The sequence below is a fragment of the Streptomyces deccanensis genome, from assembly GCF_022385335.1.
Lineage (GTDB): Bacteria > Actinomycetota > Actinomycetes > Streptomycetales > Streptomycetaceae > Streptomyces > Streptomyces deccanensis.
Genome location: NZ_CP092431.1, coordinates 4,607,207 through 4,632,098, shown reverse-complemented (window position 1 = coordinate 4,632,098; position 24,892 = coordinate 4,607,207). Strand labels below are relative to the sequence as shown.

General features: G+C 71.0%; 30 protein-coding genes. 9 read left to right on the top strand and 21 right to left on the bottom strand.

Annotation, left to right across the window (positions count from 1 at the left end; all coding sequences use genetic code 11):
- Positions 1 to 93: 93 nt before the first annotated feature.
- The 5 genes from L3078_RS20580 to L3078_RS20560 form a co-directional block, all read right to left on the bottom strand.
- A complete protein-coding gene (locus L3078_RS20580) occupies positions 94 to 1,335 on the bottom strand; it encodes a ketosynthase chain-length factor (protein WP_239755430.1) in 1,242 nt (413 codons plus the stop codon).
- Entirely contained in the window at positions 1,332 to 2,603 is a 1,272-nt protein-coding gene (locus L3078_RS20575; protein WP_239755429.1) for a beta-ketoacyl-[acyl-carrier-protein] synthase family protein, read from the bottom strand. Before L3078_RS20575 ends, L3078_RS20580 begins: the two co-directional genes overlap by 4 nt.
- Positions 2,600 to 2,929, bottom strand: a complete 330-nt coding sequence (locus tag L3078_RS20570; RefSeq protein WP_239755428.1) for a TcmI family type II polyketide cyclase — start codon at positions 2,927 to 2,929, stop codon at positions 2,600 to 2,602. Before L3078_RS20570 ends, L3078_RS20575 begins: the two co-directional genes overlap by 4 nt.
- A gap of 204 nt (positions 2,930 to 3,133) precedes the next feature.
- On the bottom strand, positions 3,134 to 4,906 hold the full coding sequence (locus L3078_RS20565; protein ID WP_239755427.1) for an acetyl/propionyl/methylcrotonyl-CoA carboxylase subunit alpha: 1,773 nt from the start codon (positions 4,904 to 4,906) through the stop codon (positions 3,134 to 3,136).
- 104 nt (positions 4,907 to 5,010) lie between these two features.
- Positions 5,011 to 5,799 (bottom strand): response regulator transcription factor, encoded by a 789-nt coding sequence (locus L3078_RS20560; protein WP_239755426.1) that lies wholly within the window; start codon positions 5,797 to 5,799, stop codon positions 5,011 to 5,013.
- Between the two features lie 216 nt (positions 5,800 to 6,015).
- Here L3078_RS20560 and L3078_RS20555 point away from each other — a divergent pair, with 216 nt between their 5' ends.
- Positions 6,016 to 6,201 (top strand): hypothetical protein, encoded by a 186-nt coding sequence (locus L3078_RS20555; protein ID WP_239755424.1) that lies wholly within the window; start codon positions 6,016 to 6,018, stop codon positions 6,199 to 6,201.
- 123 nt (positions 6,202 to 6,324) lie between these two features.
- On the opposite strand, the gene L3078_RS20550 is transcribed toward L3078_RS20555, so the two are convergent.
- The 6 genes from L3078_RS20550 to L3078_RS20530 all read right to left on the bottom strand — a co-directional run bounded on the left by L3078_RS20550 (position 6,325) and on the right by L3078_RS20530 (position 12,378).
- Positions 6,325 to 9,345, bottom strand: a complete 3,021-nt coding sequence (locus L3078_RS20550) for an AfsR/SARP family transcriptional regulator (protein WP_275593158.1) — start codon at positions 9,343 to 9,345, stop codon at positions 6,325 to 6,327.
- Between the two features lie 125 nt (positions 9,346 to 9,470).
- Entirely contained in the window at positions 9,471 to 9,596 is a 126-nt protein-coding gene (locus L3078_RS44610) for a hypothetical protein (protein ID WP_275593157.1), read from the bottom strand.
- Positions 9,593 to 10,447 (bottom strand): hypothetical protein, encoded by an 855-nt coding sequence (locus L3078_RS20545; RefSeq protein ID WP_239755422.1) that lies wholly within the window; start codon positions 10,445 to 10,447, stop codon positions 9,593 to 9,595. Before L3078_RS20545 ends, L3078_RS44610 begins: the two co-directional genes overlap by 4 nt.
- Before the next feature lie 310 nt (positions 10,448 to 10,757).
- Positions 10,758 to 11,303, bottom strand: coding sequence for a DinB family protein (locus L3078_RS20540; protein ID WP_239755421.1), 546 nt, complete (start codon positions 11,301 to 11,303; stop codon positions 10,758 to 10,760).
- Between the two features lie 48 nt (positions 11,304 to 11,351).
- Positions 11,352 to 11,555, bottom strand: a complete 204-nt coding sequence (locus L3078_RS20535) for a DUF397 domain-containing protein (protein ID WP_239755420.1) — start codon at positions 11,553 to 11,555, stop codon at positions 11,352 to 11,354.
- A complete protein-coding gene (locus tag L3078_RS20530; protein WP_239755419.1) occupies positions 11,539 to 12,378 on the bottom strand; it encodes a helix-turn-helix domain-containing protein in 840 nt (279 codons plus the stop codon). Before L3078_RS20530 ends, L3078_RS20535 begins: the two co-directional genes overlap by 17 nt.
- 116 nt (positions 12,379 to 12,494) lie before the next feature.
- Between L3078_RS20530 and L3078_RS20525 the strand changes: the two genes are divergently transcribed.
- Together L3078_RS20525 and L3078_RS20520 are read left to right on the top strand one after the other, a co-directional pair.
- Positions 12,495 to 12,731 (top strand): hypothetical protein, encoded by a 237-nt coding sequence (locus L3078_RS20525; protein ID WP_420864080.1) that lies wholly within the window; start codon positions 12,495 to 12,497, stop codon positions 12,729 to 12,731.
- A complete protein-coding gene (locus L3078_RS20520; RefSeq protein WP_045556013.1) occupies positions 12,728 to 12,946 on the top strand; it encodes a hypothetical protein in 219 nt (72 codons plus the stop codon). The genes L3078_RS20525 and L3078_RS20520 overlap by 4 nt, the downstream gene beginning before the upstream one ends.
- 27 nt (positions 12,947 to 12,973) lie before the next feature.
- On the opposite strand, the gene L3078_RS20515 is transcribed toward L3078_RS20520, so the two are convergent.
- Positions 12,974 to 13,552: a hypothetical protein gene (locus tag L3078_RS20515; RefSeq protein ID WP_239755417.1), complete on the bottom strand. Its 579-nt coding sequence runs from the start codon at positions 13,550 to 13,552 to the stop codon at positions 12,974 to 12,976.
- 179 nt (positions 13,553 to 13,731) lie between these two features.
- Here L3078_RS20515 and L3078_RS20510 point away from each other — a divergent pair, with 179 nt between their 5' ends.
- Together L3078_RS20510 and L3078_RS20505 are read left to right on the top strand one after the other, a co-directional pair.
- Entirely contained in the window at positions 13,732 to 13,956 is a 225-nt protein-coding gene (locus L3078_RS20510; RefSeq protein ID WP_239755416.1) for a type II toxin-antitoxin system VapB family antitoxin, read from the top strand.
- On the top strand, positions 13,953 to 14,369 hold the full coding sequence (locus L3078_RS20505) for a PIN domain-containing protein (protein WP_239755414.1): 417 nt from the start codon (positions 13,953 to 13,955) through the stop codon (positions 14,367 to 14,369). Before L3078_RS20510 ends, L3078_RS20505 begins: the two co-directional genes overlap by 4 nt.
- A 28-nt stretch (positions 14,370 to 14,397) precedes the next feature.
- On the opposite strand, the gene murQ is transcribed toward L3078_RS20505, so the two are convergent.
- Together murQ and L3078_RS20495 are read right to left on the bottom strand one after the other, a co-directional pair.
- Positions 14,398 to 15,429, bottom strand: a complete 1,032-nt coding sequence (gene murQ, locus L3078_RS20500) for an N-acetylmuramic acid 6-phosphate etherase (RefSeq protein ID WP_239755413.1) — start codon at positions 15,427 to 15,429, stop codon at positions 14,398 to 14,400.
- Between the two features lie 100 nt (positions 15,430 to 15,529).
- The gene (locus L3078_RS20495) at positions 15,530 to 16,465 is read right to left on the bottom strand and encodes a MurR/RpiR family transcriptional regulator (protein WP_239755412.1); all 936 of its coding nucleotides are present in this window, start codon (positions 16,463 to 16,465) and stop codon (positions 15,530 to 15,532) included.
- A 55-nt stretch (positions 16,466 to 16,520) separates the two neighbouring features.
- Between L3078_RS20495 and L3078_RS20490 the strand changes: the two genes are divergently transcribed.
- Both L3078_RS20490 and L3078_RS20485 read left to right on the top strand, forming a co-directional pair.
- Positions 16,521 to 16,904 carry a hypothetical protein gene (locus L3078_RS20490; protein WP_239755411.1) on the top strand — a complete coding sequence of 128 codons (384 nt, stop codon included), beginning with the start codon at positions 16,521 to 16,523 and terminating at the stop codon, positions 16,902 to 16,904.
- A complete protein-coding gene (locus L3078_RS20485; RefSeq protein WP_239755410.1) occupies positions 16,901 to 17,179 on the top strand; it encodes a DUF4031 domain-containing protein in 279 nt (92 codons plus the stop codon). Before L3078_RS20490 ends, L3078_RS20485 begins: the two co-directional genes overlap by 4 nt.
- A 15-nt stretch (positions 17,180 to 17,194) precedes the next feature.
- Here L3078_RS20485 and L3078_RS20480 read toward each other — a convergent pair whose 3' ends face one another.
- The 4 genes from L3078_RS20480 to L3078_RS20465 all read right to left on the bottom strand — a co-directional run bounded on the left by L3078_RS20480 (position 17,195) and on the right by L3078_RS20465 (position 21,574).
- Positions 17,195 to 18,058 carry a hypothetical protein gene (locus L3078_RS20480; protein ID WP_239755409.1) on the bottom strand — a complete coding sequence of 288 codons (864 nt, stop codon included), beginning with the start codon at positions 18,056 to 18,058 and terminating at the stop codon, positions 17,195 to 17,197.
- 166 nt (positions 18,059 to 18,224) lie between these two features.
- A complete protein-coding gene (locus L3078_RS20475) occupies positions 18,225 to 19,334 on the bottom strand; it encodes a GNAT family N-acetyltransferase (RefSeq protein WP_239760397.1) in 1,110 nt (369 codons plus the stop codon).
- 29 nt (positions 19,335 to 19,363) lie between these two features.
- On the bottom strand, positions 19,364 to 20,587 hold the full coding sequence (locus L3078_RS20470; RefSeq protein ID WP_239760396.1) for a Cmx/CmrA family chloramphenicol efflux MFS transporter: 1,224 nt from the start codon (positions 20,585 to 20,587) through the stop codon (positions 19,364 to 19,366).
- Between the two features lie 264 nt (positions 20,588 to 20,851).
- On the bottom strand, positions 20,852 to 21,574 hold the full coding sequence (locus tag L3078_RS20465) for an HD domain-containing protein (RefSeq protein WP_239755408.1): 723 nt from the start codon (positions 21,572 to 21,574) through the stop codon (positions 20,852 to 20,854).
- Between the two features lie 55 nt (positions 21,575 to 21,629).
- Between L3078_RS20465 and L3078_RS20460 the strand changes: the two genes are divergently transcribed.
- Positions 21,630 to 22,307, top strand: coding sequence for a maleylpyruvate isomerase family mycothiol-dependent enzyme (locus L3078_RS20460; RefSeq protein WP_239755407.1), 678 nt, complete (start codon positions 21,630 to 21,632; stop codon positions 22,305 to 22,307).
- Positions 22,308 to 22,317: 10 nt separating this feature from the next.
- On the opposite strand, the gene L3078_RS20455 is transcribed toward L3078_RS20460, so the two are convergent.
- A complete protein-coding gene (locus L3078_RS20455) occupies positions 22,318 to 23,118 on the bottom strand; it encodes an SGNH/GDSL hydrolase family protein (RefSeq protein ID WP_239755406.1) in 801 nt (266 codons plus the stop codon).
- A 220-nt stretch (positions 23,119 to 23,338) separates the two neighbouring features.
- Between L3078_RS20455 and L3078_RS20450 the strand changes: the two genes are divergently transcribed.
- Positions 23,339 to 23,716 (top strand): beta/gamma crystallin domain-containing protein, encoded by a 378-nt coding sequence (locus L3078_RS20450; RefSeq protein WP_239755405.1) that lies wholly within the window; start codon positions 23,339 to 23,341, stop codon positions 23,714 to 23,716.
- On the opposite strand, the gene L3078_RS20445 is transcribed toward L3078_RS20450, so the two are convergent.
- Both L3078_RS20445 and L3078_RS20440 read right to left on the bottom strand, forming a co-directional pair.
- A complete protein-coding gene (locus tag L3078_RS20445; protein WP_239755404.1) occupies positions 23,710 to 23,925 on the bottom strand; it encodes a DUF397 domain-containing protein in 216 nt (71 codons plus the stop codon). The genes L3078_RS20450 and L3078_RS20445 overlap by 7 nt on opposite strands.
- Positions 23,885 to 24,748, bottom strand: coding sequence for a helix-turn-helix domain-containing protein (locus tag L3078_RS20440; RefSeq protein ID WP_239760395.1), 864 nt, complete (start codon positions 24,746 to 24,748; stop codon positions 23,885 to 23,887). The genes L3078_RS20445 and L3078_RS20440 overlap by 41 nt, the downstream gene beginning before the upstream one ends.
- Between the last annotated feature and the right edge of the window lie 144 nt (positions 24,749 to 24,892).

Sequence of the window (24,892 nt, the reverse complement as noted above, 5' to 3'; positions counted from 1 at the left end):
GGTGGTCTGCGTCCGACCGGTGCCACCGCCAGGTCGGCGGCAGCCATCTGGTGAGCCGCCGAGATCTCATCGGCGGTCGGCGGCCACCGCCAGTCAACGTTCGCGGTCGGTGGCCGTCGTCTGGTCGGCGGCCCGCACGACCATGGCGGAGTTGAAGCCGCCGTGGCCGCGGGCCAGGACGAGGGCGGTGCGCACCTCGGTGGTGCGCGGCTGGGCCGTCACCAGGTCGAGCGCGTACTCCTCCGCCTGTTGCACGTGCACGGTGGGCGGGATGAGTCCCTCCCGGATGGCGAGGAACGCGGCCGCGAGATCCAGCGGGGCACCACCGGAGTACAGCCGGCCGGTCATCGTCTTGGGCGCGGTGACCGGCACCCCCCGGGGGCCGAAGACCGCGGTGATGGCCTCCGCCTCGGCCCGGTCCAGCTCGGGTACGGCGGCGGCGTCGGCGAAGACCACGTCGATGTCGCCGGGCACGGCCCCCGCGTCCGCCAGGGCGATCTCCATGGCCTTGCGCAGCCCCGGCTTGCGGCCCCGGCCCGGCGCCGGGTCGAAGGTGGTCCCGTACCCGGAGATCTCCCCGTACACCTCGGCGCCACGGCCGCGCGCGGCCACCGCGTCCTCCAGGACCAGGATCGCGCCGCCCTCACCGGGCACGTGCCCGCGGGCCTCCGCGTCGAACGGCACATAGGCGCGGGTCACCTCGTTGCTGGTGCTCACCCGCCCGCTGGTCAGCTGGGCGACCCAGCCCCAGGGGCAGATCGAGGCATCGACCGCGCCCGACACCACCAGCCGCGTGCCCTTGCGGATCTGCCGGCGTGCCTGCGCCACCGCGTCGAGGCCACCGGCCTGGTCGCCGACGACCACCCCGCAGGGGCCCTTCATGCCGTTGCGGATGGAGATCTGGCCGCTGTTGACGGCGTAGAACCACGCGAACGACTGGTAGGCGCTGACGTACTGGCTGCCCTGGCTCCACAGCTTCTCCAGCTCGCGCTGGCCGAACTCGAAGCCGCCGGAGGAGCTCGCCGTGATGACGCCCATGGCGAACTCGGGCAGCTCGTCGGGCCGCACGCCCGCGTCGGCGAGCGCCCAGTCGGCGGCGACCAGGGCGAGCCGGGTCATCCGGTCGGTCTGCGGGAGCAGCCTGCTGGGCAGGTGCTCCTCCGCCACGAAGCCCGGCACCTGCCCGGCCAGCCGGGCCGGGTACTGCGCGGGGTCGAAGTGCGTGATCCGGCCGATGCCGCACTTGCCGCCCCGGGTGGCCGCCCAGTAGTCCTGCGTGCCCAGGCCGTTGGGCGCCGCCACGCCCAGGCCCGTCACCACCACCGACGTGGTCATGCCGCGCTCCTCTCGGGCCGGGCCAGCACCATCGCGCTCTGGAATCCGCCGAAGCCACTGCCGACGGAGAGCACCGCATCGACCAGTTGGTCGCGCGCCGTCAAGGGGACGTAGTCGAGATCGCACTCCGGGTCCTGGGTGTGCAGGTTGGCCGTGGGTGGCACCACGTTGTTCTCCATGGCGAGCGCGGACGCCGCGATCTCGATCGAACCGATCGCCCCCAGGGAGTGCCCGACCATCGACTTGATGGAGCTCACCGGCGTCCGGTAGGCGGCCTCGCCCAGACTCCGCTTGAACGCGGCCGTCTCGTGGCGGTCGTTCTGCTTGGTGCCCGAACCGTGCGCGTTGATGTAGTCGAGGGCCTCCGGGTTCATCCGCGCCTCGTCCATCGCGACCCGGATCGCCTCGGCCATCTCGACGCCGTCCGGCCGCAGACCGGTCATGTGGTAAGCGTTGCTGCGCGTGGCGTAGCCGGCGATCTCCGCGTAGATGTGCGCACCCCGTCGGCGTGCGCTGTCCAGTTCCTCCAGCACGAAGACGGCCGCCCCCTCACCGAGCACGAAACCGTTGCGGGTGGCGTCGAACGGCCGGGAGGCGCGCTCGGGCTCGTCGTGGCGAGGCGTGGTCGCCTTGATCGCGTCGAAGCACGCCATCGTGATCGGGGAGATCGGCGCGTCGGAGGAGCCCGCGACCATGACATCGGCGGACCCTTCGCGGATCAGCTCGACGGCGTGGCCGACGGAGTCGATGCCCGACGTGCAGCCGGTCGACACGACCGTGCTCGGCCCCTCGGCCCCCACGGCCCAGGCCACCTCGGCCGCGAACGAGCTGGGCACCAGGAAGTTGTACAGGTGCGGTACGGCGTAGACGTGGTCGACCAGGGTCAGCCGACCGCCGTCGCTGACAGTCCGGTACTCCTGGTCGAGCCCCATGGTGGCCCCCACCGCGCTGCCGACGGTGACGCCGACGCGGTACGGGTCGTACTCCTCCAGCTCGATGCCGCTGTCGGCGACCGCCCCGCGCGCGGCGACGACCGCGAACTGCGCGGCCCGGTCCATGCGCCTGACCTCCTGCGGGCTCAGGCCGTGCATCTCCGGATCGAAGTCGATCTCCGCGGCCACCCGGGAACGGAAGGGCGACGGGTCGAAGAAGGTGATGCCGCGGGTCGCGGTCCTCCCCTCACTCAGCAGGCTCCAGAAGTTCTTTATCCCGACACCACCGGGCGCCAGAACCTCGATGCCCGTGATGACGACGCGCCTGCCGCTCACGCGGACGCCTCCCAGTTGTAGAAGCGCGTGGCCATCGCGTCGGCGGGCGAGCGCCACGTCGCGGGGGCGTACGCCTCGATGTAGGGCTTGAGGTCCTCGCTGACGCGGACGAAGCGCGGGTCGGTCTTCGCCTGCTCTATGCGCTCGCCGCCGTCCTCGGACTCGAAGTCCTGCAAGTGGAAATACAGACCCCGGTACAAGAACAGCTGGCGCCGGCGCGTTCCCATCAGATGAGGCATTTCCGTGGTGTCGAAATCGCCGAAGATCTTTGCGACGTCGAGGCTCGCACTGGGGTCCATCCGAGCCACAATCAGGGTGCTGTGCATGGAATCCAACTCCTCCACGACCGAAATCCGACACCTAGCCTCTTCGGTCGGGGCACATATTTCGACACCTGTTGAGTCAGGTTTGTGTCAGAACCTGTCAGGCGTCTGCGAAGCGCATGACACGGAATACAGAGGACGGGAAAGCCGAGCGCCCGGCGGGCTGGCTGTCGCGGTCCGCCGGGCGCTCGGTGGTGTCGGCCGGGGTCAGTCCCTGATCTCGCAGATCGGGGCGCCGGAGGTGAGAGAGGCGCCGACCTCGGCGGCCAGGCCCTTGATGGTGCCGGACTTGTGGGCGTTGAGGGGCTGTTCCATCTTCATGGCCTCCAGGACGACGACCAGGTCGCCTTCCGTGACCTCCTGCCCCTCCTCCACGGCGATCTTGACGATGGTGCCCTGCATCGGGGAGGCGAGGGAGTCGCCGGAGGCCACCGGCCCGGGCCTCTTCGCCGCCTGCCGCTTTGGCTTGGCGCCGGCCGCCAGACCGGTACGGGCCAGGGACATACCCAGCGAAGCCGGTAGGGAGACCTCCAGGCGCTTGCCGCCCACCTCGACCACGACCGTCTCCCGGCCGGGCTCCTCGTCCGCTTCGGTGCCGGCGGGGGCGGCGAAGGGCTTGATATCGTTGACGAACTCGGTCTCGATCCAGCGCGTGTGGACGGTGAACGGTTCGGTGGAGCCGGTCAGTTCGGGGGCGAAGGCCGGGTCGGTGACGACCGCGCGGTGGAAGGGGATGGCGGTGGCCATGCCCTCGACGGTGAACTCCTTTAGTGCGCGGGCGGCGCGCTGCAGGCTTTGCTCGCGGGTGGCGCCGGTGACGATCAGTTTGGCCAGCAGCGAGTCCCAGGCGGGGCCGATCACACTGCCGGACTCCACGCCCGCGTCGAGGCGCACGCCTGGGCCGGACGGCGGGGCGAACGTGGTGACCGTGCCGGGCGCGGGCAAAAAGCCCCGGCCGGGGTCCTCGCCGTTGATGCGGAACTCGAAGGAGTGCCCGCGCGGCACCGGGTCGTCGTAGCCGAGCTCCTCGCCGTCGGCGATGCGGAACATCTCCCGCACCAGGTCGATCCCGGCGACCTCCTCCGTGACCGGGTGCTCGACCTGCAGGCGGGTGTTGACCTCCAGAAAGGAGACCGTGCCGTCGGCCCCGACCAGGAACTCCACCGTGCCGGCCCCGACATAGCCGGCCTCCTTCAGGATCGCTTTGGAGGCGCGGTACAGCTCGGCGACCTGCTCCTCGGACAGGAACGGGGCCGGGGCCTCTTCGACCAATTTCTGGTGCCGGCGCTGCAGCGAGCAGTCACGGGTGGAGACGACGACCACGTTGCCGTGGGTGTCGGCCAGGCACTGGGTCTCCACGTGCCGGGGCTTGTCCAGGTAGCGCTCCACGAAGCACTCGCCGCGGCCGAAGGCGGCCACCGCCTCCCGCACCGCCGAGTCGTACAGCTCGGGCACCTCCTCCAGAGTGCGAGCGACCTTGAGACCACGCCCGCCACCCCCGAAGGCCGCCTTGATCGCGATCGGCAGACCGTGCTCCCGCGCGAACGCCACGACCTCCTCCGCATCCGCCACCGGGTCCGGGGTGCCGGCCACCAGCGGGGCGCCCGCGCGCTGGGCGATGTGCCGGGCGGCGACCTTGTCACCCAGGTCGCGGATCGCCTGCGGCGGCGGACCGATCCAGACCAGGCCCGCGTCCAGCACGGCCTGCGCGAACTCCGCGTTCTCCGAGAGGAAGCCGTAACCCGGATGGACCGCGTCCGCACCTGACTCACACGCGGCCTTCAGCACCTTGTCGATGTCGAGGTAGCTGGTGGCGGGGGTGTCACCGCCCAGGCCGAACGCCTCGTCCGCCGCACGCACGTGCAGCGCGTCCCGGTCCGGGGCAGCGTAGACGGCCACGCTCGCGATCCCCGCGTCCCGGCAGGCCCGGGCAACGCGGACAGCGACTTCACCACGATTGGCGATGAGCACCTTGCGCACGATGGAGACTCCCCGTTCAACAGACCTACTGCCGCATGGATGGAAGACGTCATACGAGAGGCCCCGCGCAGGCTCACCCGTCCCGCACGGAACCACCCGCCCGCTCAGACCCGCCCGAGCCGGAAGCCGACCCCGCGCACCGTGATGATCCAATCGCTCGCCCCGAGCTTGCCCCGCAGGCTGCTGACATGCGTGTCGACGGTCCGGCGCGACCACGAGTCCCCCCACACCTCCCGCATCAGCCGTTTACGCGGCAGGACGGTGTCCGGGTGCGAGGCCAGCAGGAACAGCAGGTCGAACTCCTTGCGGGTCACCTCGACGCGCCGCCCGTCCAGCCGGACCTCCCGCATGCACGCGTCGATCCGCAGCCGCCCGTGCGAGACGACCTTGGGCGGCTCGGGCACCGCCGGGGCGGCCCGGCGCATGACGGCTTCCATACGGGCCATCAGCTCGCGGAAGCCGTACGGCTTGGCGATGTAGTCGTCCGCGCCCGCCTGGAGGCCGAGCACCCGGTCGACCTCGCTGTCGCGTGCGGTGACGGCGATCACCGGCACAGCGCACGCAGCCCGGATGTCCCGGCAGACCTCCAGCCCGTCCAGGTCCGGAAGTTCCAGGTCGAGCAGTACCAGGTCGGCGTCCCGGTAGGCCCGGAGCGCGGCGTCTCCCGTCGCGACCCGCTCCACCTCGTGTCCGTGCCGCCTCAGCCCCTTGGTCAGCGCCTCGGCGTCACAGGGGTTGTTCTCCACCACCAGGACCCGCCACGCCGCGGTCCTGGCGGTCCGGTCGAGCCTGGCCCAGACCGGCGCCGTTCCGATCGGGTCGCCGTACGTCGTCTCCTGCTCACTCGGGGCCGGTATGCGGTCGGCTCGCTGCAGTGCCACTTCGAGTTTCATGGCTTCCCCCTCGGACTTCAAACCGGATCGCCACTCTAACCACCGGTGTTTTCGGTCGATTTTCGAGGCGATTTCAGCACCGCTTTTCACCATTGGTTTTACCGTCCCTTTTCGCTGCTCGTGGACACCCGAAATCGCCAAGAAATTGCCGAGAAAATACCCTGTTCTAGAGTGTGGCTCGCACGCCTTTATCGATCGATAGGGAGAAGATCAACGATGCGTAAGTCCGGCGCCCGTGCGTCCGCTGTCGTCGCAGCGTGTGCCACTGTCCTGCTGTGCACCGGTGCGGCCCACGCGGGCACGAACGACCTGCCCTGGACCAGGGCGGGCCTGGCCGCGCTGACGATCTCGCCGACCGAGGGAAGCGGTGCGGCCGAAGACGACCTTCCCTGGACCCGATAGGGGACAGACGGATACCGGCACCGCTACGGCGGAACGGACCGGTCATACGACGGAACGGAGGGGGGCGGCCTCTAGGGGGCGCCCCCCTCCGCCGTGCTCACGGCCTGCGCGGCGCCTCGGCACTCAGCGGATTTCACGCAGCTGTACCAGCTGGTTCACCTCGGCGGGCAGGCCCTCCGCCAGGACGCTCAGGGCGTCCAGCAGGTGGCTGGTGCGCTTCTCCCACAGCGGCGCCGCCAGTTGCCGAAAGGTTTCTTGAGCCTTGTGCAGCCGGGTCACAGCGGCCCGCCGGTCTCCGTCGACGGCTTCGGCACAGGCGAGATCGGTCTCCACCCGGGCCCGCAGGAAGCTGTCCCCCAGGGCCTCGGAGATCGCGAGCGCCTCGGCCAGGGCCTCCTGGGCTTCCGCCAACCGGTTCTGCCGCCACCGCACCTCCCCCAGCGCCCGCAGTCCGTTGGCCACCCCCAGACGGTCGCCCTGGCCGCGGGTCAGCGCCAGGACGTCCAGGGAGACCACCTCCGCCTGCCGCAGCTCTCCCGTGCGCAGTAGCGCCTCGGCCAGCCGGTAGAGGTTCTGCGCCTTGCTGCGCAGCGAGCTGGCCTCGTGACTCGCCTCGATCGCCTGGAGGCTGAGGTCGATGCCCAGGCCGTTGTTCCCCCGCTCCAGTTCGATCTGCGCCAGCAGCCCCAGGGCGTGCGAGCGGCCCGCCAGGTCACCGGTGCGGTCGAAGGCGTCGAGGGCGGCGCGGCACTGCCGGGCGGCGCTGTCCAGTTCGCCGGCGAACCGCGCGCACACCGCGAGGTTGCGCAGCGCGATGCCCTGGCCCAGGGTGTCGCCGCACCGTTCGAGGAAGTCCATCGCCGACGTCAAGAGCGCTTCGGCCTCCGGGTAGCGGCGCCGGTAGATGGCCAGGGTGCCGAGCGAACGCAGCATGGTCCCCGAGCCCAGGTCGTCGCCTTCCCGCCGCGTCGCCTCCAGTGCTTTCTCCGCCGTCCGCCGCCAGTCGTCGAGGAAGTTGCGCCCCTCGAAGAGGGGGACGGCGCAGGAGGTCAGGCCCCAGGCGTGTTCCGCGCAGCCGTCGGTGTGCGCGGCCTGGCTGACCATGGCGACGATGGAGGTTCGCTCCGACTCGAACCACTCGATGGGATCGGCCAGGATCGCCGACCGGTAGCCGAGGGGCAGTGCCGCGGTGGTGCGGATGCGCTGCCCGGGCAGGGTCCGCTTCCCGTAGAGCTGCTGATGGGCGGAGTCGGCGAGCGAGAGCAGCGTGTCGAGGGTGCGCCTCAGGACGGAGTCCCGGTCAGCCTCGGTCTCCTCCGCCTGCGCGCGTTCCCAGGCGAACAGCCGCAGCAGGTCCTGGAAACGGAACCGGGTGGGCTGGCCCGCCCGTACCGGGCGCACCTCCAGCAGACGGGCGTCCACGAGCTGCTCGATCAGGTCCTCCGCCTCGTGCAGGTCTGCGTCGAGCACCGCCGCGGCGACCCAGGCCGCGAAGTCCGGCACGGTGAGCAGCCCGAGCCGCCGGTAGAGCCGGGCGGCCTTCGGGGACAGCTCCCGGTAGCTGAGCCAGAACCCCGCCCGTACGCCACCGTCGTTCGGGCTGAGCAGGTCCAGGCGGCGCCGCCGGTCCTCCAGCCGGGACGTCAGCTGGCGCAGCGACCAGTGCGGCCGTGTGGCGGGCCGGGCGGCCGCTATACGCAACGCCAGGGGCAGTCGGTCGCACAGTTCGACGAGCCGTACCGCCTCCTCCGGCTCCGCGGCGACCCGCTCCCGCCCGATCACGGAGGCGAGCATGTCCTGGGCCTCGATGGGGCTCAGGACCTTGAGGTCGATCCGGACGGCCTTGTAGTCACCGGCCAGTTCGTCCAGCGGCTCCCTGCTCGTGATCACCACACAGCTGCCGCCTAGGCCCGGCAGCAGCGGCTTGACCTGGGCGAACGAACGGACGTTGTCCAGCACGACGAGTAACTGCCGTCCGTCTAGGACGCTGCGGTACAGCGCGGCCCGCTCCTCCAGTTTCGCGGGGATCTCCGCGCTGGGGACACCGAGGGCGCGCAGGGACTGATCGAGCAGGGCCATGGCGCACAGAGGCTCGTCGCCCTCCCCGTAGCCACGGGTGTCCATGAACAGCTGGCCGTCGGGGAACCGGTGCGCGACCTTGTTCGCCCAGTGCACGGCCAACGCGCTCTTGCCCACACCGCCCACGCCAGAGATGACCGCGATGGGCAGCGTCCCCTGGTCCGCGAAGCCGGGGAGCATCCGGTCCAGGGCCGCCAACTCGCCGGCCCGTCCGGTGAACAGCGCCGGCGGGAGCGGAAGCTGCGCGGGCACGGCCGGAACCGGCTCCGGCTCGGCCACGGCCGGCGCGAGCTCGGCGGGTCCCTTCACCGCCTGGGCGTCCTTGAGGATCTGGCAGTGCAACTCCTGCAGGTGGGCGCCCGGTTCGACGCCCAGTTCCTCCACCAGGATCCGTCGGCCCTCGCGGTAGACCTCCAGGGCGGCGGCCCGCCTCCCGGACAGGTGGTGGGCCCGCATGAGCTGGGCCCTGGCCTGTTCGCGCAGCGGGTGTTCCGCGACCAGGGCGGTGAGCCGTGCACCCACCGAGCGGTACTGGCCCAGCTGCAGCTGCAGGCCCGCGTACTCCTCGTTGACGTCGAGCCAGAACTCGGTCAGCCGGGCCTTCTCGTCGTCGATTCCACCGCCCCTGAGGCCGTCGAGGGCCGGGCCGCGCCACAGCGACAGCGCGTGCTCGAAGCGTTCGGCTGCCTCGGCGTGCTGCCGGGCGTCCAGGGCCGCCCGGGCGGCGGCGACGGCCTCGTCCAACTCCCTAAGGTCCAGGCGGTGCCCGTCGGCATTGAGCCGGTAGCCCGGGTGCACAGTCTCGATCAGGTCGCCGGCCACCCCGGCGCCGCGGAATATCTTGCGCAGGACGGTGATGCAGATGGCTATTTGGTTGCGCGCCGTGGCCGGGGGCGATCCCTGCCACACCGCTTCCGTCAGCGCGTCGACCGAGACGGTGCGGTCCGCGAACAGCAGGAGCATCGCGAGTACCGTGCGCTGACGGGCGCTTCTCAGGGCCACGGGCTGCGCGCCTGTGAGTATTTCCAATGGCCCGAGCACCCTGAAATATAAGGAATGTGCCATACAGTCCCCCCGTATCCGATAAGCCTGAGCCTCGCAGATCCAAGGGCCATTGTGTTGGCCGCACAAAGCATTGGCAAAGCAATCACAGAGTTGCATACAAAGCTTGATCGATCCCCGGCGGGACGTCACCCTGCGGTTCCTCCGGAGGTCACCCGGCGGACAGCCGCTCCGCAACTCCCTGGGTCCCTGCGGATGAGTTCCTCGAAGTGCTCGACGGACACCTGCGGGTGCTCGGCGGTGTCAGGGGTCATGGTGTCGGCTTCCCCCCAACAGGTGTCCCTTCTCGCGGCCGTTGTGACATCGCCGCACGGATCTGAGTCGCGTGGGTGTGGACCGCGGCGGCGGACAGGGGCGCCTTGGGGTGGGCGGGGGCGCGTTCGCCCCGGCAGGCGCTGCAGACGCCGCCCGGTAGGGCTTCCGGGCGGCCCGGGGTGCGGCAGTGGGCGCATTCCAGCATGCGGAGGGGAGGGGGTGCGGGTGCCGGTTCAGGGGTCGGTACCGGCTCTGGGGGGAGTTTGTCGCGCAGGCGGGTGCGGATGAGGGCGGCCGGGCTGTGGACGGGGGTGGGGAGGCCGCTGGTGAGGGCCCGGCGTACGGACTCGTCGGTGGCGCCGCGCTCGAACCACGGGGTCAGGAGCGGTGCCAGGGCCGCGCAGTCGGCTTGGGAGAGGGACAGGGCTGGGGCGGTACGGCCGAGGGCGGCGAGCAGGATGTGGGCGCGGGTCCGGGTGGGGCGGGCTCGGTCCGGTTCCTCTTCCGGTACGTCACACCGGGTGAACCTTGCCCACCAGGTGTCGTCGCGCGCGGTACGGGAGAACCACGTTCGGGTGATCCACTGCGCCGTCCCCGACTTGGTCGTCAGGTGTTCGCGGCCCCGGCGCAAGTGACCCGCGTCCTGGATCCTGTTGAGGGCCGTGCGCAGGGCGCACTGGCCGTACGGCAGCTCCTTGGCCATCGTCTTCACGCTGATGTCGGCGCCGTCGGGGAGCCGGTCGATGTACGCGGCGATCGCTGCCTCGCGGGGCGGGAGGGCGGCGAAGTCGTGGGCCGTGCGCGGATGTTGGCCGGGGGTGGCGCGCTTGCCGTAGCCCGGGGAGGCCATGGGATGGGGGCGCGGAGGGTGCGGGTCCGCGTGCGCGGGCAGGGGGGCAGCACTAGAGTTGGCAACAGCCATGGGGATCGAACTCTCGCGTTTCTTCGATCTCGTAGGTCAAGCCCCCGCAGGTGTTGGTAGCACCTGGCGGGGGCTGTTTCGTCTGCGGGCACCGTATCAGCATCGTCACGGTGCGTGGCAACTCGAATGCGTGCCGTCAACTTGCCGGGTGGGAGGGTGGGTTGAGGCCCATTCCCGTTCCGAAAAAAGAGCGCTCGGGGCTGATGGCTTGAGCTTCGGGGCCGGGTCCCGCCGGGCGTCAGCCCATGCTCTTCGCGCCGTCCAGGGACTCCCGGATGATGTCCGCGTGACCGGCGTGCTGGGCGGTCTCGGCGGCGATGTGCAGCAGCACGCGGCGCGCCGACCAGCTCGCCTCCCCCTCGAACCACGGGGCCTTCGGCAGCGGGTGCGACGCGTTCAGGTCGGGCAGCGTCGCCACGAGTTCGTCGGTCCGGTCGGCCACCTCGGCGTACTCCGCGAGCACGCCGGCCAGCGTCTCGCCGGGCAGCATGCGGAACTCGTCGGCGCGCTTGGCCCAGTCCGCCTCGGTCATGGCGGTGAAGTCGGGCATCGTCGAGGGGCCGTCCACGATGAACGCCGCCCAGTTCCGTTCGACCGACGTGACGTGTTTGATCAGGCCGCCGAGACAGAGTTCGCTGGCCGTGGTGCGCTGTCCGGCCTGCTCGTCGGTGAGGTCACGGGTGGTGAACCGGAGGAAGTGGCGCTGCTTGGCGAGGGTTTCCAGCAGGTCGGCGCGCTCGCCGGTGGGCAGGGTGGGGGCGGGGGTGTTCGTCGTTGTGTTCATGGCTTCACAGTAGGAAGCATGTAGGTCAGATCCTGACCTCTTCGCCGGTCAGTCGCGCTTCATTTCTTCGATGAACAGGGACCAACTCTCCGCCCGGAACACGAGCTTCGGGCCGTGGGGGTTCTTGGAGTCGCGCACGGGGATGTGGGTGGGGTGGATCAGGTGGGTGAGGGCGACTTCCAGGCAGTTGCCGCCGTCACCGCCGCTGTAGCTCGACTTGTGCCAGGTGGCGGAGTCAGGGATGTTCCTCATGCGGGTAATCCTGAGCCATGGCTTCGAGCATGACCAGGGACTTCTCAGGCGAGAGCGCCGCTGCGGTGAGGAAGTCGTAGGTGCGCCGCTGACGTCGGACTGTGGCTGGGTCGTCCTCCAGACGCCCGGTGCCGACACCTTCGTAGTAGACCAGCGATGGGGCCTCTTGGAAGTCCATCAGCTTGAGCGCCCCTTGCATCGCCGCATGCGCCCCCGCCGCGAACGGCAGGACCTGTACGACCACTCGGCTCCGGCGGATCAGGGCGACGATGTGACTCAAGGCTTCAGCCATCACCTCGCGTCCGCCAGTCACGCGTCGTAGGGCGGCCTCGTCAAGTACCACCCACAACAGCGGTTCAGTTGGATCATCGAGGATGCGTGCCCTCTCCATTCGTGCCGTCACCAGTTCGTCGATCGCCTTCTGCGGTGCCGTGGGCCGGTATGCGCGGCACACGGCACGTGTGTAGGACGGCGCTTGGAGCAACCCGGGGATCAGCAGCGGCGCGTACTCCCTGATCTCGGTGGCCTCCGCCTCCGCGTCCGCCGCTTCCGCGAAGTGTTCCGGGTACTTGGACTTGGCGGTGGCCTGGCAGTTCCGCAGGAAGAAGTCCCCCGTGTCCAGCGCGACATCGATGAGGCGGGCGATCTCCGGCTGCAACCGCCGTACCGCCGCCTCCAACTGCCCCACGAACGACCCGCTCACGAACAACTGCAAACCCAGCTCCTCCTGGCTGAGCCCTGCCCGTTCCCGCGCGTGGCGCAGTTCCGCTCCCAGCATCGCTCGGGGTGATGACGACGGGTCGAGGTCCTTCGGTCCTGGCATGGGTGTCACTCCCTGTGCAGCAGTCCGCTTGTTGGGGCGTCGTATCTGGCCAGGTTAGGGCGGTGTCGGACACGCTGTGTGGTGAATCGGGAACCCAGCGTGGAGGAATGGGCGACGTGAAGAACAGAGCGGTGAACGGGCGGCGGCGCCGCAACTCCGCGTTCTCGACGGAGGACGCCGTGGAGCAGCTCGATCAGGCGTTGCGCGCGGTCGGGATCATCCTGCCGTCCCTGCGTGTCGACCCGATCACCGGTGCCAGTGAACTGCCGTACCCGCTGGTCGAGTTGGGGCGCTGCAACCTCCAGGTCGCCGCCAAGCTAGCCGGCGTGCTGCGCAAGGCGGCGGAGACGTGACCGCCCCGCAGGGCTCGCGGTCGTATGCCGTGGACGTACGGGACGGGCGGCTCGGTGAGGTGATGGGGCGCGAGGGCGGTTACGTGCAGTTGCGGCCGGTCGGGGGCGGGCGGGAGTGGGACTGCCCGCCGGGGTCGCTGCGCGAGGCCACGCCGGGGGAGGTGCTGCGGGCCCGGGTGCGACGGGTCAACGCGGAGGGGCGGCTGCCGTGCTGAGTGAGACTTCCGGGTGACCGGGGTCGTTCACATGTTCCCCAGGGGTTCGATGTCAACCCGGACCGGCTCGCCCCAGATGCGGGTGACGTCGTAGTCGGTGAATTCCTGGACCAGGCGGTAGGCGAGGGCGGGGCGGGGGCCGCGGCGCTGGGCGGCGAGGTAGAGCTCGGCCTCGCGGCGGTCGCGGCGGGGGGTGCCGCAGAGCTGCCAGACCTGGCCGTTCCACGCCTCCGGGAGCCAGCGCTGCTGGGGTTCGGGGCGGTCGTCCCGTACGCCGTAGCGGGAGGGGGCCGGGGTGGTGGGGCCGGTGGGGCGGGGCGGGCCGTAGCTGTCGTTCAGCTGGGTGCGGCGGGCGGCCCGGCGGCGGGTCTCGCAGAGCAGGCAGCGGTCGGGGGCCTCCTCGTCCACCGGGCCGTTCGGGTGCTCGGCGCAGCGGGTGGTGGGCGCGGCCGTCGTGACCGTCTCGTCCAGCAGCTCCAGGGCTCGCTTGATGTCGGCCTTGACCTCGTGGAGGCGGGCGTCGGGCGTGTCGGCGGTCAGCGCCTCACCGTGCTCCCCGAGGACCCGCAGGGCGCGGCCGAGGGCGGTGAGCTGGGCGTGGTTCATGGTGGTGGTCTCCCCCCGGGTGGTGTGCTCGCGGACCCCATCAGGTCCTCTGACTTCTGACCTATGCAGGGTGCCATGAGGCACTGACATCCCCCGATTCCCCAGCCGGCTCGGGCGCGAAGTCTATGTACACTCGATGAGCGGGCGGATGGGATACATGTACATGGGTGGAGGGTCGCATGTCTCTGACGCACATCGACATCGACGACGAGGCGCTGGAGACCGCGAAGCGTCTGGGTGGGCACCGGACGAAGACCGCCGCGGTCGCGAAGGCGCTGGAGGAGTACAACCTGCGGCTGCTGCGTGCCACCGCCTATGACAAGTACTTCGAGCTCGCCCAGGAGTGGGACGTCGAGGGGGCGGAGGCCGCGCACCGCGCGGACAAGGAGGCCCACCGCACGTGAGCGGTTACCTGCTGGACTCGTCGGCCCTGTGGCGCCTGCTCCGGGATCGGCAGCTGCACGAGGCCTGGCGCCCGACCGTCATGGACGGCGACATCCGGTCGTGCTACCCGCAGCGGGCGGAGTTCCTGCGGTCGGCGCGCGGCCTCAAGGAGTACGAGGCGTACAGCGCGATGTTCGCGGAGCTCTACGACGACATCTCCGTCCCGAAGAACGCGCACCACTGGATCGGCGGCCTGCAGCTGAGGGCCGCCGAGCGGGGTGAGCATCAGGCGCTGTCCGCCGTCGATCTCCAGATCTGTGCCACCGCCGCCCACCACGGCCTGGTCGTCCTGCACGACGACAGGGACTTCGTGACAGCTGCTCGCCTCGCGGTCGAGCTGCGGCAGCTCAACGTGCACCAAGGACCGCTGTAGGGCTGCGCCGGAGGGTCTCAGCGTGGTCTCAGCGGGACATCGCCGCCGCCAGGGCCGCCCTCAGGTGGCCCTCGTTCTCTGTCAGGAGGCGGGTGGCCGTGGGGGCGTCGACGCCGCTCAGGAGGGTGAGGATGGCGTTCTTGACCTGGCCGTTCGAGGTGGTCAGGGCCTTTTCGATCTCGTCGTCCGTGGCGCCGGTGGCGAGGGCGACGATGCGGTGGGAGCGGGCGCGGAGCTTGTCGTTGGTGGCACGGACGTCGACCATCAGGTTTCCGTAGGTCTTGCCGAGGCGGATCATGGTGATCGTCGAGAGCATGTTGAGGACGAGCTTCTGGGCCGTGCCCGCCTTGAGGCGGGTGGAGCCGGTGACCAGCTCCGGTCCCACGACGATCTCGATGCCGTGGTCGGCCGCGGCGGCGAGGGCGCTGGCCGCGTTGCAGGACAGGCCGACGGTGAGCGCGCCGGCCGCGCGGGCGTGTTCCACGGCGCCCACCGCGTACGGGGTGCGGCCCGAGGCCGAGACGCCGACCACCGTGTCGTCGGGGGTGAGGGTGAGGGCGTCGAGGTCGGTGCGGGCCAGCTCCGCCGAGTCCTCCGCGCCCTCGATCGAGGTGACCATCGCGTCCCGGCCGCCCGCGATCAGGCCCACGACCTGGGTCGGGGCCGTGTTGAAGGTCGGCGGGCACTCGGACGCGTCCAGCACGCCCAGGCGGCCCGCCGTTCCCGCGCCCGCGTAGATCAGCCGACCGCCTCGGCCCATGCGCTCCGCGATCGCGTCGATCGCGGCGGCGATCAGCGGCAACTGCGCGGCGACGGCCGTCGGCACCGCCGCGTCCTCCGTGTTCATCAGCTTCGCGATGTCGAGTGTCGGAAGCTGATCGATGTCAGCGAGCTCCGGCCGGAACGCCTCGGTCGTCAACGACTCCAACTCGGCACGGACGGCGAGGTGGTTGGGGAGAGCGAGGGCTGGGGGGAGGGCGGAGGGGCTGGGGAGACCGGGGGTGTGGGGGAGGCCGGAGGAGTCGGGGAGGCCGGAGGCGTTGGGGCAGATGGGGGGCATGGGGACTCATTCCGTGCGGGGTGGAGCGGCTGTGCCTTCGGGGCGGGTGCCGTGGTGAGTCGGGGCTGTCGCGACGGTGGCGCCGCGGCTGTCGCGAGGGCTAGCGCGACGGGCCCCCCGTCCTGTGGCGGTGGGCCAATGCCTCGTACGACGCCGACAGGGCCGGGGCCGCCGACTCGTACGTTCGTTGGGCCACTCCTACGAACAGGCAGTCCACGACCAGGAGTTGGCTCGTCCGGGACGACATCGCCGCCGGTCGTAGCTCGCTCTCCCGTGCCGTGGACGTCGTCAGGACGTGGTCGGCGTACTGGGACACCGGCCCGTCCGGGCGCCCGGTGATGGCCACCGTCGTGGCCCCGTGGTCGAAGGCCACCCGCAGCGGCTCGATGACGTCCCCCGTCGAGCCGGAGTGGGTGATCGCCACGGCCACGTCCTTCGCCCGGAGCTGCACCGCGTTGGTGACGGCGAGGTGCGGGTCGCTGTGCGCCTGGGCTATCAGCCCTATGCGGAGCAGTTTCTGGGTGAGGTCCTGGGCGACCAGCCCGGACGCCCCCACCCCGTACACATCGATGCGCCGGGCCCCGGCGAGGGCTCCGACCGCCGCGCCGAGCTGGCCCATGTCGAGTCCGGCCGCCGTGTCCGCGAGGGTCTGCTGCTCGTCGTAGGCGAGCTTGGCCACCACGTCGGGCAGCGGGTCGTCCACCGCGATGTCGGCCGTGACCGAGGGAGCGCGGCCGGACTGCTGGTGGGCGGCGAGACCGGCGAGGGCGAGGCGCAGGTCCCGGTAGCCGGGGTAGCCGAGGATGCGGGCGGTGCGGACGACCGTCGCCTCGCTGGTGCCGGTGAGTTCCGCGAGGCCGGTGACCGTGAGCGCCGCGCACGCGGCCGGGTCGTTCGCCACGGCCTCCGCGACGCGCTGCATCGAGCGGGTCATGGAGGGCGCCAGCGTCCGCACCTTCGCCGCGAGGGCGGCGGGGGCGGGCGGCGCGGCCGGGGTGGACGCCGGTGAGAAAATTTCCTTCACGTCATCGCTCACATCTTGAAAGATATTTTCTGCCGGGTCCGATGGTCAAGGGCCGCACAATGGACGCATGAGTACCGGCAGTGACCCCGTGAGCACCCTTGAGCAGACGCTGCACGCCGCCCGCGCCCTCGTGCTCGCCGATCTGGTGTCCGGGCAGGTCGCCGAGGCGGACATCGTCTCGATGGTCGAGGACTCCGTCGCGCAGCGCCGCTGGTGGGTCGAGCAGTGGCCGGACGGCGCGGCGTACGTCGCCGGGCTCGTCGCCCAGGACGTCCAGGACGCCCTGCTCGAACGGTACGGCCGCTGGCCCCTGTGTCCGGTCTGCGAGGCCGGCGACCCGCACGCGCTCGATGTCGAGCCGGAGCTCGGGCCCGATCCGCACTGGGTGTGCCACAAGGCGGGGGTGCGGGTCGCGGCGCTGGGCGCGCTGGGCGGGGCGACGTCCTCGTGACCCTCTACATCGATCCGCCCACCTGGCCGGGGCACGGGCGGATGTGGTCCCACCTCGTGAGCGATGTGTCCTTCGACGAACTGCACGCCTTCGCCCGCGAGGCGGGCATCCCCGAGCGCGCCTTCGAGCGCGACCACTACGACATCCCGTCCCACCGCTACGCGGAGGTCGTGCGGGCGGGCGCCGTGGAGGTGGGCTCGAAGGAGCTGCTGCGCAGGCTGACGGCGGCGGGGTTGCGCAGACCGAAGCGCCGGGGGCCTTCGGCTTCGCCCTGAAGGTGGGCGTGGGCGTCAGTCGACGAAGACCGGCTCCAGCCCCTTCCACCAGGCGATCAGGGTCCTGGGGTCGCCTCCCATCACCTGGAAGACGGCGTTCCGGTCGTAGTAGGTGCAGACGATCACGTACTGGGTGCCGTTCGGCGTGTAGCAGGACATGTCGCCGGTGGGGTCGCCGGAGTCCGACTCGTACCAGGAGCCGCGCACGTTCCACATCTGTGAGCAGTCGCCCTCCTGGAGGGTGCCGCCGTAGGCCAGGTAGACCTCCTGCTGTTTGCTCCGGGACGGGTACACGGCGACGCTCGCCTTCGTCGTGACCTGGCCCATGGTGACGGTGTCCGTGGTCACCGTGCAGGTCACGGCGGCGTCCGAACCCGGCGCGATCTCGCTCACACAGCTCTCGCGCGTCCACTGACTGTCGTTGAGCGAGTCGCGCAGGTCGCGTTCGGCGGTGGTGAGGCCGTCGTCGTCGCCGCTCCCACCACTGCTGTCGCCGCTCCCACCACTGCTGTCGTCGCTCCCGCCGCTGCTGTCGTCACCGCCGCCGGCGGCACCGGTGTCCGTGCCGCCGGAGTCCGTACCGCTCGTGTCCGTGCCGTCTGCGGTCGCGCCCGCCGTGCCGCCGGAGTCGGTGCCCCCCGTGTCGCCGCCGTCCGTCCCGCCCGTCGTCGTGGTGCTGCCGGAGGTCGTGCCGCCGGTCGTGCCGCCGCCGCCCCTGTCCGACGTCGTCGCCGTCACCACGAAACCGATCACCGTGAGCACGCTGCTGACGACCAGGCTGATCATGGCGATACGGACGCTCCGGCGGCCGTGATCGCCGTCCGGGCCCGGCACGGGAGGCCCCGGCGGCGGACCCGGCGGCGGTGTGGGCTGACTCATCGCGATCCCCCGATCCCCCGACGCGCCCCCGACGTGCGCGAGCGCGCACGACGCTTTCGCGCCGCGTTGACGGCATTCACGCCGCCGTGACCGAATTATCGGGACTGCGACAGGGCCCCCGACAGGGAAAACGGCAAGAAAGCGGAGCGGTTGGGCCCGGCGTACGTCAGGCGCGCAGACGGAGTTCGTACGCGAACTGCTCCCCGTGCTCCCCGTCCCCCCAGTCGTCGCTCACCTTGTCGAATCCGGCGCGCGAAACCACGTTCTGCGAAGGGGTGTTGGCCTTCTCGACGACCGCGAACAACGACCGTACGTCCCCCTGCTCCCGGCTCCGCTCCCGCGCCCAGGCGGCCAGCGCGCCCACCGCCTCGGTCATGTAACCGCGGCCGCGCGCCCCCTCCACCAGGTCGTAGCCGATCTCGACGCGGCCCTCCTCGTCCGGTGCCCCGTGGTAGCCGAGCGCGCCGACGGCCAGCCCGTCCTCCTTGCGGACGAGCACGAACATGCCCCACTCGGGCCGGTGCACCCCCGCCTCGTACGCCTGGAACACCAGGCCCGCGCCGGTCCGGGTCCCCTCGACCGGGCCGCCCACGATCCAGTCGAAGCCGCCGGTGCCGCCCTCGGCGAGATCGGCCGCGGCGGCCGGGTGGACGCCCTGGAGGACGAGCCGGTCGGCGTCGATGTGCAGCGGGTTGCTCCACTTCCACGCGGTGACGGGCGCCCGGCCCGGCAGATCGCCCCGGCCGGTGGCCCACAGCAGCGTCGCCCAGGGGTCGTCACCGGGCCTGACGTGCGGGAAGAGGCGGGCGAGCACGGACTCCGAGAGGCCGAGCCCGGCGGGTGGCACGGCCGTGGCCACCGGGAGCCCGAGGCCCTCGACGATGTCGTGCGTGTGCAGCAGCACCTCGGCGACGCCCATCGCGGCGAAGCCCTCGCGGTCGGCGGCGCGGAACGGGTACGGGTGGAAGGCGCGGACCGAGCGCGGGGTGGTGTGGACGACGGCGGTCAGCAGGACGCCGGTCGTCCTGATGACCTCCAGCAGGTCGGCGTTGTTCTCGCACTCCGCCATGTCGATCTCGAACGGTACGTAGCGTGCCGTCGGCCGCCCCGCCAACTGCCCCGCGTACGCGATCAGGTCCGACGCGACGTGCTCGGCGGTCTCACGGCAGTCCCAGTCCAGCCGCCCGGCCTTGACGCCCTTCCAGTCCCGCTCGGCCACCGCGCCCAGCACCGCGAGACAGTGCTCGACGGCTTCCCGTACCTGTTCCCCACCCATTGGTCGCATGGCGGCGAGGATAGACGGGGTCAGGCGTCCGTACGTACCGGATTTACGGCGCCCGCGCCGGCGCTGTCACCGCTCCCGGCCACCCTGCGCGACGCCCGCGTACGCCGGTGCAGACGGAGCGAGACGGCGGTCGTGCCGATGGCGGCCGCGGTGATGGCGCCGCCCGCCCACGCCGTGGCGGCGAAGCCCTGGCCCGCGTCGATGACGACCCCGCCGATCCAGGGGCCACCGGTGTTGCCGAGGTTGAACGCGGCGGTGGTGGTGGCGCCGGCCAGGGTCGGGGCGGCGCCGGCGACGTTGAACAGGCGGGCGTTGAGCGCCGGGGCGGTGTAGAAGGCGGACACCCCGAGGAGGAAGGAGAGGAGGACGGCGGCGACGGCGTACTGGGCGAACAGCGCCAGGGCGACGAGCAGGACCGTGGAGGCGGCGGTCCCGCTGAGCAGCACCCCGAAGAGGTGCGCGTCCGCGATCCGGCCTCCGATCGCCGTGCCGATCAGCGCCCCGATCCCGAACAGCGCGAGCACGGTCGGCACCCAGCCGGCGTCCAGGCCGGACACGTCCGTGAGCAGCGGCGCGAGATAGCTGAACGCGCAGAAGACGCCGCCTGCGGCGAGCGCCACGATCGCGATGGACAGCCAGACCTGCCCGTCGCGGTAGATCCGGGCCTCCTGGGCGAGCCGGGGCCGCTCCTCGGGCAGCGGGATCGCCGGGACGAGCGTCACCACGCCGACCAGCGCGATCGCGGAGGCCACCGCCACCGCCCAGAACGCCGACCGCCATCCGAAGTGCTCCCCGAGGAACGCGCCCGCCGGTACGCCCAGCACGTTCGCGATCGACAAGCCGCCGATCATGATGGCCAGGGCGCGGGCACGGGCGTTGACGGGCACCATGGCCACGGCCACGGCCGCGCCGACCGCCCAGAAGCCCGCGCAGGCGAGGGCGCTCACGATCCGGGAGGCGAAGAGGACGGCGTAGTTGGGGGCGAGGGCTCCGGCGACCTGTCCGAGGCCGAAGACCGTGATCAGGGTGACGAGGGTCGTACGGCGGGGAAGCCGCAACGTCGCCACGGCCAGCAGGGGCGCCCCGACCACCATCCCGATCGCGAACGCCGAGATCAGCAGACCCGCCCGGGGGATGGACACGTCCATGTCCTCCGCGATGGGCGGCAACAGCCCCGAGAGCATGAACTCGCTGGTCCCCAGCGCGAAGACGGCGAGACCGAGGACGTAGACGGAGAGGGGTATGCGGAAACGGGTGCGGGTGCTGGGGGCGTGGTCGGGAGCGGCGGCTGAGGGCATATCCATGGGCAACCGACGGCCACCGGGCCGCATTCCCCACGTGCCGGCCGTCCCACCGACCGAAACGGCCGAGGTGGTGAGGCGTTCCTCGCCCCCGCCGCCCCTACCCGTCCCATCCCCAGGGGCTGCGCCCCTTCAACCCCCAGACGTCTGCCCGGTGGGGCTTCTCGCGCAGTTCCCCGCGCCCCTGAAGGGGCGACGGCGTGGTCGTCAGTCGTCCGCTTCCGGTCGCCCCGTCTGCTCCGTCAGGGCCGCCAGCTCCGTCCGCAGGTTCTCCCGGGCCCGGGACTCCCACTCCCGCTGTCCGTACGGTGTCCTGAACAGCCTTGGCAGGTCGAGGAGTTGGCGCAGTACCGCCGCGCGGCCCGTGCGGAACGCGTCGTCCGGGACGAAGCCGTACTCCTCCCGTACGGCGGCGGCGTACGCGGCGTACGTGTCCGGCGGGGACGCCAGGATCGCGAGGTCCGCGTCGCACAGGACCTGCCCGTTCGGGTCGTCGTCGGCCGGGTCGTGAGTGACGGTGAGGCGCACCAGCCGTGCCACCTCCGCCGTCCGCTCCGCCGACACCCCCGCCTCCGGCAACGCGCGCTCGGCGAGCCGGGCCGACCGCTCCTCGTTCTCCGACCGCTCCGGGAGGTACACCGCGTCGTGGAACCAGGCGGCCAGCCGGACGAGGTCCGGGTCCGTCGCGTGGTCCTCCAGCACCTCGATCCGGTCCAGCACCGCCGTGAGGTGGTCCAGGGTGTGGTACTTCCGCTGCGGCTCCGACCACCGCGCGATCAGCGCGTCGGCGTACGGGAGCGGAGCGGGCTCGCGGGCCCCGTCCCGCGCCGACAGCAGCGCGGGCAGCCAGCGGTGGCGAAGGGCCGTACGCCGGCTCTCGTCGACACCGGGCGGGCCGGGGGTCTCGGGCGTGGTCTCGGGGTCGGGCATGCACGCATTGTGCCGTGCGTGCATCCGGCGGCCCTCTCCCCCTAGCGTGGAGGGCATGACGACTGTGGCTGATACGCACGATGTACGGGACCCCGGACTCCCCGCGCGGCTGCTGGCCGGGGAGCGGGACGCGCTGGTGCCGCTGTTGCGGGGGAGGCCCGAGGGGGACTTCGCGGCGGCGACCTGTTGTCCGGGGTGGAGTGTGCGGGACGTGCTGGCGCACTGTTCCGCCGCGCTGTCGCGGGTGGTGGAGGGCCGGTTCGAGAAGGGCGTGTTCAGCCCGGAGTCGAACGACCGGGACATCGCCGAGCGGAGCGAGTGGCCCGTCGCGCGGATCGTCGACGAACTGGAGCGGGGCATGACCGAGGCGGGCCCGGTCATCGCCGACGCCGGTGGCTCCCTGGACGGCGTCGCCCTCGGCGAGTGGGTGCACGCCGGTGACGTACGCGAGGCGTGGGACCTGCCGGGAGCGTACGGCGGCGCCCAACTCGGCCTCGCGGTCGAGCTGTTGACCCACCTCACCCGGGTGCGCGGCACCCGCCCGCTGCACGCCGACCTCGACGACACCGACACGCCCCTGCTGCTCGGCGCCCCGAGCGGCGACGCCCCGCCCGCCCGCTACATCGGCGACGCCCCCACCCTCGTACGCCTCTACTCGGGGCGCCGCCCGCCGGCCGGCACGTCGTACGAGCTGGCGGGCGCCACCGAGGCCGAGCTGAACCTCTACGCGTGAGTACCGGGGGTCAGCCCCAGAGGGACTTGAACTTCGTCGCGTAGCCCTTCTCCTGGCCCGCCGCGTTCGGGTGGAAGGTCGCGGCGGACTCGGTGAGGTTGAGGCCGTGGATCCACGGGTCGGTGCCGCATGCCCCGTGGCCGTTGAACTGCCCCCGCATGTCGACGAAGTGGACCCCGGCGTCGGCCGCCGCCTTCCGCCCGCCCTCCGCGAGCGCGTCGGCCAGCCCGTTCATCCCGGCGCGCTTCTTGGCGCTCAGCTCGATCGGGGCGCACGCGCCGGTCGTGGACAGCGCCTGCGGGTAGCCGAAGACGAGTATCAGGGCCTTCGGCGAACGGGCCTTGATGTCCTTGTAGAGGCCGGTCAGTTCACCCACCAGCTGGCCCTTGGCGTACGTGGACATCCAGCCGGTGGCCAGCGCGCAGGCGTTCTCGATGTCGGTGAGGCAGGTCTGCACGACCGTCGAGAACTGGGCGTCGTTCCCGCCCACGGTCAGGGTGACCAGGTTGGTGTTCGCGCTCAGCGCCGACAGTTGCTCGGCCCGTACGTCCGCGATGGTCGCGCCGCTGCACGTGGCGTCCTTCAGCGCGTACTCCGGGTTGGCCGCCGCCCACAGGTGGGGGTAGTTCAGCGTGCTCCGCTTGCAGTCGCCGCTCGCCGGGTCGTACGAGCCCGCGCCGACACCGGACGCGTACGAGTCGCCGAGCGCGACGTACTCGGCGGTCCCCGCCGCCTGGGCCGGGGCGCCCGCCGCGACCAGTCCCGCGAACGTCATCAGACCTGCGGCGACGGCCGCTGTGATTCTGCGCATGACTTCCCTCTGCGTCGATTTCTGAAGCGTGGAGCCGGAATTGATCGCAGAGCGTACAGCGGGAAATCGATCTCGCAATTCACTGTGCACGGGAGGGCAACTGCCTCTGCCCTCAAGGGCATTCGTGCGACGGGTTTGCCGTCACGGAGCAACCTGGCGGCATTTCTTCCCCTCTCACTCGCCGAATACCAGTCAGTCGGGAGAGTCAGAGGGGTCCTGGATGAACCGTTCGCTCGCGCGCCGCGCGCTCCGCTTCGCCGGCGTCACCGGCGCGGCACTGGCGGCCACCGTCGCCACCGCGCTCCCCGCGCACGCCATCAACCGGGTGGACTGCGGAGAGAGGAGCGACTTCCTCTACTTCGAGGTCGACGGGGTGAACCCCTGCTTCGCCAACGCCGGCACGATCGATGTCGCCATCTACGGCGTGGGCTGGATGAACACCGGCAACAACGAGGTGAGCTTCAAGTACCGCACGGTCCTGGGCGGCCCTCAGTGGGACTCGGGCCGCCTCCCGAAGTGGTACGCCTTCCACCTCGGCCTCGCCTCCGGTTCCCCCAGCGGCACGGTTCACAAGATCGAGCAGATCACCATTTACTGAGCGGGGCGGAGTTCCCGGGCCGCCGCCCCGATAAAGCACGTCCAGGCGGCGGCCCGGAATACGACGACATTGCCGGTGGGGTTTTTGCTGTCGCGGACGGGGACGAGGCCGGGGAGGGCGTCGGCGACTTCCAGGCATTCGTCTCCAGCGCCGTCGCTGTAGCTGCTCTTACGCCAGGTCGCGGTCCTCAGATCGGGTGCGGTCCGCATCCTTGTACTCCTTGGCCGCCTGCTCGATCAGAGCGAGGGACGCGTCAGGCGACAACGCCGCGGCCCCCAACAAATCGTAGGTCAGCGCAGAGCGGGCGAATACAGCTGGATCGTCCAACAAGCGTCCGGATTCGGACCCTTGGCAGTACACCATCGGCGGAGCGTCGCTGAAGGTCATCAGCTTGAAGATGCCGGCGTTCCCTGCGTGGACCCCCGCGCTGATGGGCAGCACCTGGACGATGATCCGGTTGCTTCGGATCATGCTCGCGATGTGGAGCAGCTGCTCGGCCATCACCGCTGGGCTGCCAGCCTGACGTCGTACGATCAGCTCGTCGAGGACCGCCCAGTACAGGGGCGGTGTCGGGCTGTCGAAGATGTGGGCTCGGGCCTTTCGGAACGCGATTCGTTCCTCGACGACCTGCTCCGAGACGAGCGGGTCGTACGCGCGGATCACGGCTCGGTTGTACGACGGGGTCTGAATGAGGCCAGGCACGGAGGACGGCGCCCAGTCCTTGATCGTGCAGGCCATGCCTTCCAGCTCCACCACATCCGCGAAGTGGGCCCGGTAGGGCGACAGCCGCGCCGCCTCCAGGTTCCGCACGAAGAACCCGTCCGTCTTCAGGATCTCGTCGACCGACTTCGCGTACTCCAGTCGCATGCGTCGGACGCCCGCTTCCAACTGGCCCACGAACGAACCGCTGACGAACATCGCAGCCCCCAGCTCCTCCTGGGACATTCCCGCCCGCTCGCGCCGATGTCGCAGCTCCGCGCCGTACATCGCCCGGGTCGACTCGGACGGGTCGAGAGTCTTCGGCTTCGGCATGAACAACTCCCTCTCGCACAGCCGGTCTTGTTGAACGGCGCCCAATTGAGGGTAGATGCGGACGGTGGTCGGACGCATGCGAACCGTGACCGTCCGCATCCAACAGTCCGCGTTGTTGGTAGATTGCATAATTGGACTAGACCT

Excerpts from the sequence above, each read along its gene's own strand:
- L3078_RS20580 (WP_239755430.1), bottom strand. The coding sequence starts at position 1,335 with ATGACCACGTCGGTGGTGGTGACGGGCCTGGGCGTGGCGGCGCCCAAC.
- L3078_RS20570 (WP_239755428.1), bottom strand. The coding sequence starts at position 2,929 with ATGCACAGCACCCTGATTGTGGCTCGGATGGACCCCAGTGCGAGCCTC.
- L3078_RS20560 (WP_239755426.1), bottom strand. The coding sequence starts at position 5,799 with ATGAAACTCGAAGTGGCACTGCAGCGAGCCGACCGCATACCGGCCCCG.
- L3078_RS20555 (WP_239755424.1), top strand. The coding sequence starts at position 6,016 with ATGCGTAAGTCCGGCGCCCGTGCGTCCGCTGTCGTCGCAGCGTGTGCC.
- L3078_RS20550 (WP_275593158.1), bottom strand. The coding sequence starts at position 9,345 with ATGGCACATTCCTTATATTTCAGGGTGCTCGGGCCATTGGAAATACTC.
- L3078_RS44610 (WP_275593157.1), bottom strand. The coding sequence starts at position 9,596 with ATGACCCCTGACACCGCCGAGCACCCGCAGGTGTCCGTCGAGCACTTC.
- L3078_RS20545 (WP_239755422.1), bottom strand. The coding sequence starts at position 10,447 with ATGGCCTCCCCGGGCTACGGCAAGCGCGCCACCCCCGGCCAACATCCG.
- L3078_RS20540 (WP_239755421.1), bottom strand. The coding sequence starts at position 11,303 with ATGAACACAACGACGAACACCCCCGCCCCCACCCTGCCCACCGGCGAG.
- L3078_RS20535 (WP_239755420.1), bottom strand. The coding sequence starts at position 11,555 with ATGAGGAACATCCCTGACTCCGCCACCTGGCACAAGTCGAGCTACAGC.
- L3078_RS20530 (WP_239755419.1), bottom strand. The coding sequence starts at position 12,378 with ATGCCAGGACCGAAGGACCTCGACCCGTCGTCATCACCCCGAGCGATG.
- L3078_RS20515 (WP_239755417.1), bottom strand. The coding sequence starts at position 13,552 with ATGAACCACGCCCAGCTCACCGCCCTCGGCCGCGCCCTGCGGGTCCTC.
- L3078_RS20510 (WP_239755416.1), top strand. The coding sequence starts at position 13,732 with ATGTCTCTGACGCACATCGACATCGACGACGAGGCGCTGGAGACCGCG.
- murQ (WP_239755413.1), bottom strand. The coding sequence starts at position 15,429 with ATGCCCCCCATCTGCCCCAACGCCTCCGGCCTCCCCGACTCCTCCGGC.
- L3078_RS20490 (WP_239755411.1), top strand. The coding sequence starts at position 16,521 with ATGAGTACCGGCAGTGACCCCGTGAGCACCCTTGAGCAGACGCTGCAC.
- L3078_RS20480 (WP_239755409.1), bottom strand. The coding sequence starts at position 18,058 with ATGAGTCAGCCCACACCGCCGCCGGGTCCGCCGCCGGGGCCTCCCGTG.
- L3078_RS20475 (WP_239760397.1), bottom strand. The coding sequence starts at position 19,334 with ATGGGTGGGGAACAGGTACGGGAAGCCGTCGAGCACTGTCTCGCGGTG.
- L3078_RS20465 (WP_239755408.1), bottom strand. The coding sequence starts at position 21,574 with ATGCCCGACCCCGAGACCACGCCCGAGACCCCCGGCCCGCCCGGTGTC.
- L3078_RS20460 (WP_239755407.1), top strand. The coding sequence starts at position 21,630 with ATGACGACTGTGGCTGATACGCACGATGTACGGGACCCCGGACTCCCC.
- L3078_RS20455 (WP_239755406.1), bottom strand. The coding sequence starts at position 23,118 with ATGCGCAGAATCACAGCGGCCGTCGCCGCAGGTCTGATGACGTTCGCG.
- L3078_RS20450 (WP_239755405.1), top strand. The coding sequence starts at position 23,339 with ATGAACCGTTCGCTCGCGCGCCGCGCGCTCCGCTTCGCCGGCGTCACC.
- L3078_RS20445 (WP_239755404.1), bottom strand. The coding sequence starts at position 23,925 with ATGCGGACCGCACCCGATCTGAGGACCGCGACCTGGCGTAAGAGCAGC.
- L3078_RS20440 (WP_239760395.1), bottom strand. The coding sequence starts at position 24,748 with ATGCCGAAGCCGAAGACTCTCGACCCGTCCGAGTCGACCCGGGCGATG.